The sequence below is a fragment of the Stenotrophomonas sp. STEN240 genome (assembly GCF_056756175.1).
Map to the genome: position 1 here is coordinate 21,636 of NZ_JBRRBO010000017.1, position 13,821 is coordinate 35,456.

Genomic DNA, 13,821 nt, shown 5'->3' on the forward strand with positions numbered 1-13,821 from the left:
CACGTGGTTTGCGCCCGCAGGCGGGCCTGCGATGACAGCGCCCGTGGCTAAACCTGCAGCGACGGCGACTGCAGCAGCCGAAGATGGCATCCGCCCGCAACTGGCCGAGCTGATCGCATTGCGCGGCGCGGCCAATGGCGGCAGAAAAGCTCGTCGCGGGCATTACGCGGTAAGCGGCCGCGCGGCATCCATGCTGCGTGGTCGCGGGATGGAATATGCCGAGTCGCGCGAATACGTGGCCGGCGATGATGCGCGGCATATCGACTGGAAACTCACCGCGCGTACCGATGCCACACACACCAAGACCTTCCAGACCGAGCGCGAGCGGGTCACCTTGTTGATCGCTGATACCGCGCCGGCTCTGTACTTCGGCACACGGGTCCGCTTCAAGTCGGTGCAGGCAGCGCGTGCAGGGGCGGTGGCTGCGTGGTCGGCATTGCGCGATGGTGATCGTATCGCGGCCCTGCGCGGTTCTCCGCAGCAGGCCTTGGTGCCGCCAGCAGGTGGCACCCGTGGGGTATTGCGGGCCCTGGATGCGCTGGTGCGTTGGTATGGCGAACGCCCAGCCGATGATGGCGGCTTGCAGCTGGCATTGGAGCAGGCTGCGCGAGTGCTGCATCCGGGCGCGCGTGCGGTGGTATTGGCCGATCCGATCAGCGCGCAGGCGGTGCCGGCCGTAACATGGTCGGCGCTGGCAATGCATGTGGAAGTGGAGTTGGTGTTGTTGCTCGATCCGCTGGAAGTTTCGCCACCGCACTGCGTGCTGCCACTGGCAACGCCGTCTGGCCGTGTGCAGCTGGACCTGACCGCGTCCAGTGTGCGCCAGGCCTGGCACGAAGCCTTGATTGGGCCGGTGGAGGACTTGTGCCGGCAGTTGCCCGGTCGTCGCATCCGCGTCAGCACGCTGCTTACCGATGATGCCAGTGATGCCTGGTTGGGCATGGCGCCGAACAGGAGCGTGGGCTGATGGCCGCACAATTGCCGTTGCGTGACGTGCACCTGCCGGCTGCGCCGGGGTGGTGGCCGCTGGCGCCAGGCTGGTGGCTGGTGATTGGCGCCGTGCTGCTGGTGGTACTGGTCGTGCTGGCGATCTATTTTTTCCGCCGGCGCAGAATGCAGCGTTGGATGGCCTTGTTTGATCGGCAGCTGCAGGCTGCAGCACAAGGCCCGGCGCAGCTGGCGGCGGCCTCGGAGTTGCTGCGGCGCGCGGCGCGACAGCTTGATCCGCAGGCGGTACAGCTGCAGGGCGAGGCATGGCTGCGTTTTCTCGACGGAGGCAATCGCAAGGATTTCAGCAGCGGCGCAGGCCGGCTGTTGCTGGACGGCGGTTTCCGCCCGCAGCTTGAAGGCGAGCAGATTGAACACGCCTGTCAGTTGGCGCGTGCCCGCTTTCTGGAATTGATGGCTGGGCGGCGCTGATGCAGGACATTCTCGCAAGCGGATTGAGCCTGTTGCCGAACTTCGCCTGGCCGTGGGCGTGGCTGGCTCTGCCATTGCCGTTGTTGATGCTGTTGTGGCCGCTGCGCGAAGAGAACGGCGCCGCCCTGCGCGTGCCCTACGAGCCGGCGCGTCTGCAACTGCAGGCCTCCTCGCGCACTGCGGCGATGCTGCAGATGCTGCTGCTGTGGTTGGCTTGGCTTTGCCTGTGCGCAGCGCTGGCGCGGCCGCAGCATCTGGGCGAACCGATCGAACCGCCCCGGCAGGCGCGGCAGATGATGCTGGCGGTGGACTTGTCCGGCAGCATGAGCGAGCCGGACATGCAGCTCGGCGGCCAGGTCGTGGACCGGCTTACCGCCGCCAAGGCGGTGCTGGCGGATTTCCTCGAACGCCGCGAAGGCGATCGTATTGGGCTGCTGGTGTTCGGCCAGCGCGCCTATGCCTTGACGCCCCTCACGGCCGACCGCGCCACCGTGCGTGATCAGCTGCGCGACAGTGTGGTGGGGTTGGCTGGGCGCGAGACCGCATTGGGCGATGCGATTGCGTTGTCGGTAAAGCGCCTGCGCGAGCAGCCGCAGGGCCAGCGCGTGGTGATCGTGCTCACCGATGGCGTCAATACCGCAGGTGTACTGGAGCCGTTGAAGGCTGCCGAACTGGCCAAGGCCGAAGGCGTGCGGGTCTACACCATCGCCTTTGGTGGCAGCGGCGGTATGTCCCTGTTCGGCGTGCAGCTGCCCGGTGCCGACGACCAGGTCGACGAAGCCACCTTGACCAAGGTTGCCAGCGAAACCGGCGGGCGTTTCTTCCGTGCCCGCGATACCGAAGAGCTGGTCAAGATCTATGCCGAGCTGGATCGGCTGGAACCGGTGAAGGATGCCGGGCCAGCGGTTCGTCCGCGCATTGAACGCTATCCCTGGCCCTTGGCATTGGCCTTGATACTGGGTGTGCTGGGACTGGCGTGGCGGGGGTTGCGGTCATGATCAACTGGCAGGATCTGCATTTTCTGCGGCCGGAATGGTTGTGGGCCTTGTTGCTGGTGCCGGCCGCCGTGCTGGGCGGTTGGTGGCGGCGTCATCGCAGCGCACGTTGGCATGAGGCGGTGGATCCGCATTTGCTCGCGCACTTGGTCAGCGATGGCCGCAAGCGCGGACGCTGGGGCAGCGTTGCGATTGCGCTTGGCTTGACCCTGGCGGCACTGGCGCTGGCGGGGCCGAGTTGGTGGCAACTGGAACAACCGCTGTGGGAGTCGAAGACACCGCTGGTGATCGTGCTGGATCTGTCCAGCAGCATCCGCGCCACCGATCTGCCGCCATCACGGCTGCTGCAGGCACGGGCCAAGCTGGCCAGCCTGCTGCGCGAGCGGAAAGGCGGCGAAGTGGCGCTGGTCGCATTTGCCTGGGAGCCGTTTACCGTGGCGCCGTTGACCGACGATGCGGCCAATGTCGCCTTGTTCCTCGATGCACTGGCGCCTGAAGTGATGCCGGTCGATGGACAGCGCCCGGACAAGGCACTGCAGTGGGCCGGTGATCTGCTGAAACAATCCGGCGCGCGCAATGGCGAGATCCTGCTGTTGACTGATCATGCCGACGCAGCGGCCCTGGCCGAGGCTGCCAGGCTGCGGGTGGCGGGCTACAGGGTTTCGGCGATTGGTCTGGGCAGCCTGCAAGGTGCGTCTTACCGCGATCCGCGCGGTGCGATCGAGCAGGCGCATCTGGATGAAACTTCGCTGCGGGCGCTGGCTACGGCCGGTGGCGGCGGCTATCAGCGTATTTCCAATACCTCGGCGGATCTGCAGGCCTTGGGTGTGCTGGAACCGCAGGCCGGCGCGCAGGATCGCGAGCTGCAGGCCAGCAGTGGCAAGCAATGGCAGGACGAAGGCTATTGGCTGTTGCCACCGTTGCTGTTGTTGGCACTGTTCGCATTCCGCCGCCCGCGCCGGGTAATGCCGGTGCTGGCCTTGTGCCTGTTGTTGCCGATACTGCAGCCGGCACACGCGGCCGAGCCTGGCGGTTGGTGGCAACGCGCCGATCAGCGCCAGCACCAGCGCCTGGGCGAAGGCGTTGATGCCTATCGAGTCGGCGATTTCGCCACCGCGCAGAAGAAGTTCGAAGGTATCGACAGCGACCAGGGCTGGTACAACCTGGGCAATGCGCTTGCTCGCCAAGGCAAGTACGACGAAGCCATTCAGGCCTACGACCGCGCCTTGAAGGCGCATCCTGGCATGCAGGATGCGCTGGCCAACCGTGCGGCGGTGGATGCCGCGCGCAAGCGCAAGTCGCAGCAGGGCCACCAGGGCCAGCAGGGCAACCAGTCCAATCCTTCCAAGCCGCAGCAGGGCAAGGATCAGCCCGGGCAACAGGGCCAGCAGCAGAACCCCTCGCAGCAGAACCAGCAGGGTCAGCAGGGTCAGCAACCCGGGCAGCAGGGTCAGCCGCAGAATGGGCAAACGGGCCAGCCGTCGACCCCGGCGCAACAAGGCCAGCGGCCCGCCGAGCAGAATCCGTCGCGGGACGGCAGCCGGTCGCCGGACAAGAGCGATCAGGCGCCGCAGAGCGAAGATGCCGGCAGGCAGCAGCAGGCCGACCAGGCCCAGCGCCAGCGCATGGCCGAGGCGATGCGCCAGCAGCAGGCGGGCGAGGGTGAGCAGCAGGACGGCGCCGTGGCTGCGGCGATGACGCCGGCCCAGCGCGAGCAGCAACAGGCCGTCGAGGCCTGGATGCAGCGGGTGCCGGACGAACCCGGTGATTTGTTGAAAGCAAAGTTCCAGCTCGAGTACGAGCGACGGATGCGGGAAAAACGATGACAAGCAAGCACCCATCCCTCTCTCTGCAGCGATGGCTGTTGCTGAGCCTGCTGGTCTTCAGCGGCCTGCTGCAGGCACAGACCCGTGCCTGGCTGGATCGCGACAGCATCACCCAGGCCGAGAGCATCACCCTCACCATCGAGACCGACCAGTCCGGCACGCCGGATTACACGCCATTGCAGGCGGATTTCACCCTGAGCGCGCAGAGCAGCAGCCGCCAACTGCAGATGGGCGGCGGTGCTACCCGCAACAGCGCGCAGTACGCGGTGACGCTGACGCCACGGCGCACCGGCATGCTGGATATACCCGCCCTGCGGGTTGGCAACGCCAGCACGACACCCTTGCTGGTGAAGGTGGAAGCGGCGCTGATGGCCAGCCGCGACAGCAATGCTCTGGCCTTCATCGAAACCGAGGTCGATGACAAACAGCCTTACGTGCAGCAGAGCGTGGGGGTGGTGGTGCGGCTGTACTTCGCCACCCAGCTGGCGTCCGGCGAATTGGTACTGGATACACCGGCAGCGGCCTCGCTGCAGCGCGTTGGTGATGACCGCACCTCCGTACGCGAAGTCAACGGACGCCGCTACAACGTGGTGGAGCGACGCTTTTTGTTGATTCCCGAACGCAGCGGGCCATTGCAGCTGGCGGGCGCACGCTTCAGCGGGCAAGGCGCGGGTGGGTTCTTCGATGACTTCTTTGGCCGCGACAACGGCCAGCTCAGCGCCCGCGGCGCGGACCAGACCCTGCAGATACGGGCCACGCCTGCCGATGCGCCGCAACCCTGGCTGCCATTGAAGAACCTGCAGCTGCGCTATACCGCTGCGCCCAACAGTGGGCGAACAGGCGAGGCCATCGCCATCGAAGTGGAGGCCATCGCCAGCGGGGCGACCAAGGCGCAGTTCCCGGAACTGCCGGTCCCTTCGCTGGGTGACAGCGCACAGGTGTTCGCCGAACCGCCGCAATACGATGAAACCTTCGAAGGCGCCAGCCCGCAGTTGAAGCTGACCCGGCGCTATTCGATCGTGCCGCAACAGACCGGCGCATTGAGCGTGCCGGGTATCCAGATGGCGTGGTGGGATGTGGCTGCCGGGCAGGCGCGCACCACGTCGCTACCGGCGCTGAATCTGCAGATTGCCCAAGGCAGCAACAGCGGCATGGTGCCACCGCCATTGGCACAGCCGGCGGCGGCCGGTTCGCCGGCCCTGTCGGGCACGGCGCTGCCTGCCGCAGGCGACCCTGGCAACACCTGGCTGTGGCCGGCACTGGCAGCCGGTTTTGCCCTGTTGTGGCTGGCAACCCTGATCTGGGGACTGTCGCGCCGGCGCACGCCGGTGGTCGCCCATGGCACGCGCGCCGCCAATGCCACTGCGCCGGTTTCGGCTTACGGCATCGCCGATCTGCGGCGTGCGCTGGATGCGGGCAGCCTCGACGAGGTGGCGCATATCCTTGCAGCGATGGCCGGAGTGGATGGCCTGGATGCGGTGTTGGACAGATTGGATGACCCGGCCCAGCGCGAGGCCCTGCACCGCATGCAGCGCGCACGTTGGGGCGGCGAGGGTGATGTGACTGCCGCCCGCGCCCGTCTGCGCGAGGTGTTCAAGGCGGGCCCACGTTGGCGGCAAACCGCCGTGGTTGAGAAACCGCTGTTGGACCCTCTTTATCCGGGACAAAGCTGAAAAGGGTGGCTGTACACCGTCTGTTAAGCTGATTCATTCTCCGAGGAAGCCCACCTATGGCCAATGCAGCAAAGACCACAGCCAAGATGCCGTTCCACTGGAAGATAGGGATCGGCTTCGGCGTCGGCCTGCTGCTGGGTCTGGTGGTGCACCTGGTCAGTCCGGATGCGGCCTGGGTACATACGGTAACCACCTATCTGACCACGCCGGTTTCCGGGCTGTTCCTGAGCCTGATTTTCATGCTCATCGTGCCCCTGATCTTCTCGGCGCTGGTGATGGGCGTGTCGGAGATGGGCGACATCCGCGCGCTGGGGCGCATCGGCTGGAAATCGCTGGCTTACACCATCGTGCTGTCGGGTGTGGCGGTATTGATTGGCCTGGTGCTGGTCAATCTGTTTCAGCCAGGGGCGGGCGTTGATCCGGCGGTGGCGGCCAAGCTGCTGGCCGAGAACGCCGAACGCAGCAAGGCGATTGTGGCCGGTGCCGGCACCGCGCCCAAGGGCCTGGACATGCTGCTGTCGATCGTGCCGAACAACGTCATCGATGCGGCTTCGGACAACGGCAAGATCCTTTCGCTGATGTTCTTTGCATTGATGCTCGGTATCGGCATGGTGCTGTCGCCGGCCGAGAAAGTGGCCACGCTGCGCAAAACGATCGAAGGCCTGTTCGAGATCTCGATGACCCTGATCAATCTGGTCATCCGCCTGGCGCCGTATGCGGTGGCCTGCTTCATGTTCAATCTGGCCGCTATCTTCGGCTTTGACCTGCTGATCAAGCTCGGCGCCTATGTAGGCGTGGTGGTGCTGGCGCTGGCCACCCATATGTTTGTCAGCTACGGCATCGCGGTGAAGCTGGCCGGGCGCTCGCCGATCCAGTTCTTCCGGCAGACGCAGGAAGCCACGGTGATGGCGTTCTCCACCGCCTCGTCCAATGCCACCTTGCCGACCGCGTTGCGGGTGGCAGACCAGATGGGTTTCCCGCACAAGGTTTCGCGCTTCGTGCTGACGGTGGGTGCCACCGCCAACCAGAACGGCACGGCCTTGTTTGAAGGTGTGACGGTGATCTTCCTGGCACAGTTCTTCGGCGTGGACCTGAGCATCGGCCAGCAGTTCATGGTGATGGTGGTCTGCATCCTCGGCGGCATCGGTACCGCTGGTGTGCCCTCCGGCTCGCTGCCGGTGGTGGCGCTGATCTGCGCCATGGTCGGGGTCAACCCGGCCGGTATCGGCCTGATCCTGGGCGTGAACCACTTCCTGGACATGTGCCGTACCGCGCTGAACGTGACCGGCGACCTGGCCCTGACCACCCTGGTGGCGCGCGGCGAGAGCGACGAAAGCGTCGGCCGGCATCATCCGCAGGATTGAGCTTGTTTGCCGCGTTCCAGTGAGAGACGGCCACCCTGAACAGGGTGGCCGTTTTGCTTGGGGCGTATTTCTCTCAGGCGAAACGAATACAAACTACCGTCAGCTTTTACGGACTGATCCCGGCGGTAGCTTGTGGGACAATAGGCCGCCCGCAGTTCCGCGGGAGCCTCCTGATTCTGACGACCCATGACGCAGCCCACCCGCCGCCAGTTGGCGAACGCCATCCGTTTCCTTGCCGCTGATGCGGTAGAAGCCGCCAAGTCCGGTCATCCCGGCATGCCGATGGGCATGGCCGATATCGCCGAAGTGCTCTGGAACGACTATCTCCGTCACAACCCGAACAACCCGAAGTGGTTCAACCGCGACCGTTTCGTGCTGTCCAACGGTCACGGCTCGATGCTGCACTACGCGCTGCTGCACCTGAGTGGCTACGACCTGCCGATCGAAGAACTGAAGGCCTTCCGCCAGCTGGGCAGCAAGACTGCCGGCCACCCGGAGCGTCATGAAACCCCGGGTATTGAAACCACCACCGGCCCGTTGGGTCAGGGCCTGGCCAATGCTGTCGGTTTCGCGCTGGCGGAAAAGCTGCTGTCGCAGCGCTACAACCGCCCCGAGTTCGAAGTCGTCGATCACCGCACCTGGGTGTTCATGGGCGATGGTTGCCTGATGGAAGGCATCTCCCACGAAGCCGCCTCGCTGGCCGGCACCTGGGGCCTGAGCAAGCTGGTCTGCTTCTGGGACGACAACAACATCTCCATCGACGGTGAAGTGGAAGGCTGGTTCACCGACAACACCCCGGCACGTTTTGAAGCCTATGGCTGGAACGTGGTGCGCGACGTTGACGGCCACGACCCGGAAAGCATCAAGGCCGGCATCGAGCAGGCGCTGTCGCAGTTCGACAAGCCGACCCTGATCTGCTGCAAGACCACCATTGGTTTTGGCTCGCCGAACAAGGCCGGCCAGGAATCCAGCCACGGCGCACCGCTGGGCAAGGACGAACTGGAAGCCACCCGCAAGGCGCTGAACTGGCAGTACGGCCCGTTCGAGATCCCGGAAGAGATCTATGGCGGCTGGCGCGCTGGCGGTACCGGCACCCTGCGTCAGGCCGAATGGGAGCAGCTGTTCGACAAATACGCTGCACAGTTCCCGGCCGATGCCGACGAACTGACCCGTCGTTCGCACGGCGAACTGCCGGCCGACTTCATTGCCCAGGCCGATGCCTACATCGCCCAGGTGCAGGCCGAAGCGCCGAACATCGCCTCGCGCAAGGCCTCGCAGAACGCCATCCAGGCCTTCGCACCGCTGCTGCCGGAAATCATCGGCGGCTCGGCTGACCTGGCCGGTTCCAACCTGACCCTGTGGAAGGGTGCGCAGACCGTGGTCGGTGAAGACCCGCATGCCAACTACGTGCACTACGGCGTGCGTGAGTTCGGCATGAGCGCCATTGCCAATGGCCTGGCCCTGCACGGCGGCTTCCTGCCGTTCGACGCCACCTTCCTGGTGTTCAGCGACTACGCCCGCAACGCGCTGCGCATGAGCGCGCTGATCCCGGCGCACGTCATCCACGTGTTCACCCACGACTCGATCGGTCTGGGCGAAGACGGCCCGACCCACCAGCCGGTGGAGCACGTGTCCTCGCTGCGTTATATCCCCAACAACGATGTGTGGCGTCCCTGCGATGCGGCCGAATCGGCGGTCAGCTGGAAGGCTGCCATCGTCCGCAAGGATGGCCCGAGCTGCCTGATCTTCAGCCGCCAGAACCTGGCCCCGCAGCCGCGTACGGCCGAGCAGGTGCAGCAGATCGAACGCGGTGGTTACGTGCTGGCTGATGCCGCCGGTACCCCGGACGTGATCCTGATCGGCACCGGTTCGGAAATTGGTCTGGCCGTGGCCGCCAAGGCCGAGCTGGACGCTGCCGGCATCAAGACCCGCGTGGTGTCGATGCCGTGCACCGACGTGTTCGATCGCCAGGACGCGGCTTACCGCGAATCCGTGCTGCCGAACGCCGTGCGCAAGCGCGTTGCGGTCGAAGCCGGCGTCACCGGTTTCTGGCGCCAGTATGTGGGCCTGGACGGTGCGGTTATCGGTCTGGACACCTTCGGCGCATCGGCCCCGGCCGACAAGCTGTACAAGCACTTCGGCATCACCACCGAAGCGGTTGTGGCAGCGGCCAAGGCGCTGACCGCGAACTGATCGCATTGCATCGCAAGTATTGAAAAAAGGCCGGGGAAACCCGGCCTTTTTTTTCACCCCTGTAGTGCCGAGCCATGCTCGGCAGAGGTTTTACCAGCCAAAGCTGCCCTCACCCCAACCCCTCTCCCGCAAGCGGGAGAGGGGCCAAAGCGGTAGTGCCGAGCCATGCTCGGCAGGGCCTTCCCGGTATTCCAACCCATTGCAGGAGCGGCGTAAGCCGCGAAGCTCAGAGCCCCTGGCTATCGATGGCCTTGCCGATTGTCAGCTTCGCGGCTTACGCCGCTCCCACAAAATCAGCCTTCTCAGCACCCGATCAGGTGGCGATGCACACCATCAAGCTTTCGCCGCACTCCGTGCCAGACCAACCCGCAGCAGCCCAGCATTGAGTCTTTCGCCAAAACTGCGCGGACGCTCCAGTCCCATCCGTTGCATATACATCGCATCGTTCTCGGCAGGTGGCTGGCGCATTGCTGCGACTACGGTACGTAGCTTGCCCATGGGTGTGGCAGTCGCCGATTTCAGCCAGCCCAGTGCCCGCACCAGGTCCTGTTCGACAGCATCGAAGTCACTACCGAGGGGATAGTCGGGCAGGCTGCCATCCGTACGGAACGGAGCCAATGCCGCGCGCAGCACCTCGGCACGATTCTGTTGCCAGTGTGCTGGCGCACTGAAATTGGCTGCGAGCTTCTTCGAGGCCTTGGCTTGTTCCAACAGCGCCGGCTGGAAGGCCGCATCGGTGATGCTGCTCATCGCGACGACGCAGTCTTCGTCGGTCATGTTGCGCAGGTCGGCAATGCCGTACTCGTTGACGAAGACGTCGCGCAGATGGCGGGGGATGGTGGTGTGGCCGTAGTTCCAGCGCACGTTGGATTGCGCCTTTCCGCCGTCTTCGCGCACCGCGCGGAACATCAAAATGCTGCGTGCGTCGGGCAGGGCATGTGCCATCGCCACGAAGTTGTACTGGCCGCCGACGCCGGACACCACGCGGCCGTCTTCCAGTGCATCGGACGCGGCTGCACCGAGCGCGCTGGCAATCATGCAGGAGTTGAAGAAGCGCGCATCGCGGCGCTGCAGCCGCTCCAGCGCTTCGTTGCCGCCGTACAACTGGTTGATCTCACTGATGCGGCGCATGCCGATGGCGTTGCGTTCGGCCTCGGGCAGCTTGCGTAGCCAGTCGTAGAATTCGGACGAACCCAGGTAGAAGGCGCCGTGCAGGTATTCGCCTTCGCGTGCTAGGCGGCCGCGGTCGCCGTTGCTGGCGGTGCCGTCGGCCAGCCGTTGCATCAGCTCGATGTCGTCGTGCACCTTGCGCCAGATCACGCCGGTCTGCACCAGCTTGCGGAAGCCTTCGTTGAGCATTTCGCTGCAGCCGTACAGGCCGATTTCAAACGGCCCCAGCCCGCCGGCTTCGCGCACCAGCGGATGTTCGGCGAGCTGTGGATCCAGCGCATGCAGAATCTGCCGATAGCGCGCGTTGTCGGTATGGCGCAATACAAGCGCGTGGCTGAGTGCATCGGCCAGGGTGCCGATGCCGATCTGCAAGGTGCCGCCATCGCGGACCAAGGTGCTGGCATACAGGCCGATGGCGTAGTCGGCATCGCTGACTGGTTGCCGAGGCAGACCGAACAGCTGCGGATAGGGGCCGGGCGGGGTGATGACCAGATCGAAGAAATCCGGATCGACCGCAGCGGTTCCACCCAGCCATGGTAATTGCGGATCAATCTCGGCGATCAACAGCGGCTTGGGCAGCCCGCGTGCGGCGATGGCATCCAGCGTGTCCTGGGTGATGTCGTTGTTGCACGACAGCGATAGCTGATTGCTGCCTTCGCGCCAGGCGACTTTCTGCACGATGGCATTGGGCGCGCGTTGCGCCACGGCATCGGCGGCATGCGTGTAGTTCAGGCTGGTGTAGTAGCGCTGCGCCTGCGTCGAGCGCAACAGCGCGCCCGATTGCATATAGAACTCTTCCACCTGTACATGCGCGGGCAGGGCGTCGCGCATGATTGCGTCCGAGTAGGCCAGGCGCGGGAAGTCCTTGCCGAAGTGACGCTCCACGAACGGGCGCATGAAGCGCGCTTCCAGGCCATCGCCCTTTGCTTGTGGCGGATTCAGCGACAGTGCGGTGTACAGCTGCAGCGGCCGCGCCGGGTCGTGTTCTATGCGCGCGTACAGGGCATTGAGCAAACGATGGGGCTTGCCGAGCGCCAGCGGTGCGCCGATGCGCAGGGGGCCTTGGATGTTGCTCAGCAGCCAGTCCACGGCGGCATCGAGGTCGGTCACGTGATGGGGCATGGTGTCCGGTATGTGCGGGGGTGCGGGCATTACAGCATGACCGTGCTGAATCACTTGGTGAGGGCTTGACAGGCTTTTCGTTTACTCGTGTAATCGACAAAAATTACAGGCGTAAACGATGATCCGGATCAGTGAGGCCGAAGCCGTGGTGATGGAGGTGCTGTGGGGTCAACACCCACTCTCTGCCGACGAGGTTATCGCGCGCCTGCCGGCAGGGAATGAATGGGCTGAAGCAACCGTCAAGACCCTGCTCAACCGCCTGCTCAAGAAGGCCGCCATCAGTGCCAGCAAGGAGGGCCGGCGCTTTCTATACGCGCCGCTGGTGCAGCGCGATGCCTGGGTACTGGAAGAAAGCAGCAGCCTGCTTGAGCGGCTGTTCGATGGCCGGGTGGCGCCCTTGGTAGCGCATTTCAGCCAGAACCAGAGGCTCAGCCGCGACGACGTGGCCGAGCTGCGCAAATTGCTGGAGGAGCTCGATGATGAGCAGCGCTGAGATGCTGGCGGTTCTCACCGAAACCACCTTGGCCAGCAGCGCGGCGATCGTGTTGGTGCTGTTATTGAGGCGCCCGGTGCGGCGTTGCTTGGGCGCCAGCGCGGCCTACCTGCTGTGGCTGGTGTTGCCTGCCGCGTTGCTTGCGGTGCTGCTGCCAGGGCCGCAGCTCACGGCAGTGCCGATGCGCGTGGTGGGTGCGACGGCGCAGGTGGGCGAGGTGGTCGCGGCGACCGTTGGCTTCAGCTCGGCGTGGCCACAGTGGTTGTTGAGCGCGTGGTTGGCAGGTGCCGTACTGATGGCCGCGCGGTTGGTGCGACAGCAATACGATTTCCGGCGTGAGTTGGGCGTGCTTGTGCAGCGTGCGGACGGGTTGTGGCAGGCACAGAGCACGGCAGGTTTGCCGGCGGCGATGGGTTTACTGCAGCCCAGGATCGTGTTGCCAGCGGGTTTCGAACAGCGTTACTCCAGCCTGGAACAGCAGCTGGTGCTGTTGCATGAGCGCGTGCATCTGCGCCGTGGCGATATCGGGGTGAACGCACTGCTTGCCTTGTTGCAGTGTGTGTATTGGTTCAACCCGCTGCTGCTGTTGGCCCAGCGCCGCTGCCGCGAGGATCAGGAGTTGTCCTGTGACGAACGGGTCATCGCACAGATGGCCGGCGCGCGTCGCAGTTACGGCGACGCCATGCTCAAGACCGGGCTGGCGCAGTCTTCGTTGCCGGTGGGGTGCCACTGGCAGAGCCATCATCCATTGAAGGAGCGTATTGCGATGTTGAAGCGACCGGTACCGGGGAAGAAGCAGTGGGCGGCAATGCTGTTGTTGTCGGTTGGGCTGTCGTCGGGGTTTGCTTACGCGGCGTGGGCGGCAAAGCCGGCGCGCGCTGTCGCCTCGGCAGTACAAGGCACGGTCTATGCCACCTTTGTCGAGGCCGAGCTTGATGGCACGACACAGCGTTTTGAACTGCGCCAGCCTGCAGGCATGCCGTTCTCCTTCAGCGCCAGCTCGGGCAGGGGCGTGCAGTGGGCAGCGGAATTCACCCTGACGCCCGCTGCGGATGGCCTGCTGAAGCTGCAGGGCACGATGAAAGCCGATGGTGTAGTGGTGTCTTCGCCCACGCTGTTGACCAAGGCCAACGAAGTCGCGGGCATCGAGGTCTCGACCGCGGACGGACGCTCGCTATGGAAGCTGCAGTTGCGCTCGCTGCCGCAGGTCGCCGTGCCGGTCGCGGCAGACAGGATCTCGTTGGAGCCTGAAGCTATCGCCGGGGCGGCAGTGGTCGATCGGATGCCGCCTCCGCGTTATCCGAAGGACGCGGTGGACAACCGCATCGAAGGCAAGGTCATGTTGCGTATCGAGGTTGGTGCGGATGGACGGCCTACTGATGTGAAGGTCACCGAGTCGCAGCCGCAGGGCGTGTTTGATGCAGCGGCAGTGGAGTCTGCATGGAAATGGACCTTCGTCCCGGCGCAGAAGGATGGCAAGGCGGTAGCCAGTGCATTGAAGGTGCCGGTGCAGTTCGCGATGGATGAAGAAGAGCTCACCTATACCGAACAAGGCAGCTGAGCATG

The 13,821-nt window shown here is 64.9% G+C and carries 10 protein-coding genes; 9 read left to right on the forward strand and 1 reads right to left on the reverse strand.

Annotated features, from left to right (window positions below):
* The first annotated feature begins 31 nt into the window (after window positions 1-31).
* The 7 genes from ACVOKO_RS09840 (at window position 32) to tkt (ending at window position 9,470) form a co-directional block, all read left to right on the forward strand.
* Window positions 32-967, forward strand: a complete 936-nt coding sequence (locus ACVOKO_RS09840) for a DUF58 domain-containing protein (RefSeq protein WP_346498746.1) — start codon at window positions 32-34, stop codon at window positions 965-967.
* Window positions 964-1,419 (forward strand): DUF4381 domain-containing protein, encoded by a 456-nt coding sequence (locus ACVOKO_RS09845; protein ID WP_430980754.1) that lies wholly within the window; start codon window positions 964-966, stop codon window positions 1,417-1,419. Before ACVOKO_RS09840 ends, ACVOKO_RS09845 begins: the two co-directional genes overlap by 4 nt.
* A complete protein-coding gene (locus ACVOKO_RS09850; protein ID WP_346498748.1) occupies window positions 1,419-2,417 on the forward strand; it encodes a vWA domain-containing protein in 999 nt (332 codons plus the stop codon). The genes ACVOKO_RS09845 and ACVOKO_RS09850 overlap by 1 nt, the downstream gene beginning before the upstream one ends.
* On the forward strand, window positions 2,396-4,240 hold the full coding sequence (locus tag ACVOKO_RS09855) for a vWA domain-containing protein (protein WP_430980751.1): 1,845 nt from the start codon (window positions 2,396-2,398) through the stop codon (window positions 4,238-4,240). Before ACVOKO_RS09850 ends, ACVOKO_RS09855 begins: the two co-directional genes overlap by 22 nt.
* A complete protein-coding gene (locus ACVOKO_RS09860) occupies window positions 4,237-5,913 on the forward strand; it encodes a BatD family protein (RefSeq protein ID WP_346498750.1) in 1,677 nt (558 codons plus the stop codon). Before ACVOKO_RS09855 ends, ACVOKO_RS09860 begins: the two co-directional genes overlap by 4 nt.
* 56 nt (window positions 5,914-5,969) lie before the next feature.
* Window positions 5,970-7,277 carry a dicarboxylate/amino acid:cation symporter gene (locus ACVOKO_RS09865; protein WP_346498751.1) on the forward strand — a complete coding sequence of 436 codons (1,308 nt, stop codon included), beginning with the start codon at window positions 5,970-5,972 and terminating at the stop codon, window positions 7,275-7,277.
* A gap of 186 nt (window positions 7,278-7,463) precedes the next feature.
* The gene (tkt, locus tag ACVOKO_RS09870; RefSeq protein WP_346498752.1) at window positions 7,464-9,470 is read left to right on the forward strand and encodes a transketolase; all 2,007 of its coding nucleotides are present in this window, start codon (window positions 7,464-7,466) and stop codon (window positions 9,468-9,470) included.
* Window positions 9,471-9,803: 333 nt separating this feature from the next.
* Here the strand turns inward: tkt and ACVOKO_RS09875 are convergent, their stop codons facing one another.
* Window positions 9,804-11,762: an acetyl-CoA hydrolase/transferase C-terminal domain-containing protein gene (locus tag ACVOKO_RS09875; protein WP_346498753.1), complete on the reverse strand. Its 1,959-nt coding sequence runs from the start codon at window positions 11,760-11,762 to the stop codon at window positions 9,804-9,806.
* A 121-nt stretch (window positions 11,763-11,883) separates the two neighbouring features.
* Here ACVOKO_RS09875 and ACVOKO_RS09880 point away from each other — a divergent pair, with 121 nt between their 5' ends.
* Complete coding sequence (locus tag ACVOKO_RS09880; protein WP_346498784.1) at window positions 11,884-12,255, forward strand: BlaI/MecI/CopY family transcriptional regulator; 372 nt, start codon at window positions 11,884-11,886, stop codon at window positions 12,253-12,255.
* Entirely contained in the window at window positions 12,242-13,816 is a 1,575-nt protein-coding gene (locus ACVOKO_RS09885) for a TonB family protein (RefSeq protein ID WP_346498754.1), read from the forward strand. Before ACVOKO_RS09880 ends, ACVOKO_RS09885 begins: the two co-directional genes overlap by 14 nt.
* The last annotated feature ends 5 nt before the right edge of the window (window positions 13,817-13,821 follow it).

Excerpts from the sequence above, each read along its gene's own strand:
- ACVOKO_RS09840 (WP_346498746.1), top strand. The coding sequence starts at position 32 with ATGACAGCGCCCGTGGCTAAACCTGCAGCGACGGCGACTGCAGCAGCC.
- ACVOKO_RS09850 (WP_346498748.1), top strand. The coding sequence starts at position 1,419 with ATGCAGGACATTCTCGCAAGCGGATTGAGCCTGTTGCCGAACTTCGCC.
- ACVOKO_RS09860 (WP_346498750.1), top strand. The coding sequence starts at position 4,237 with ATGACAAGCAAGCACCCATCCCTCTCTCTGCAGCGATGGCTGTTGCTG.
- ACVOKO_RS09865 (WP_346498751.1), top strand. The coding sequence starts at position 5,970 with ATGGCCAATGCAGCAAAGACCACAGCCAAGATGCCGTTCCACTGGAAG.
- tkt (WP_346498752.1), top strand. The coding sequence starts at position 7,464 with ATGACGCAGCCCACCCGCCGCCAGTTGGCGAACGCCATCCGTTTCCTT.
- ACVOKO_RS09875 (WP_346498753.1), bottom strand. The coding sequence starts at position 11,762 with ATGCCCCATCACGTGACCGACCTCGATGCCGCCGTGGACTGGCTGCTG.
- ACVOKO_RS09885 (WP_346498754.1), top strand. The coding sequence starts at position 12,242 with ATGAGCAGCGCTGAGATGCTGGCGGTTCTCACCGAAACCACCTTGGCC.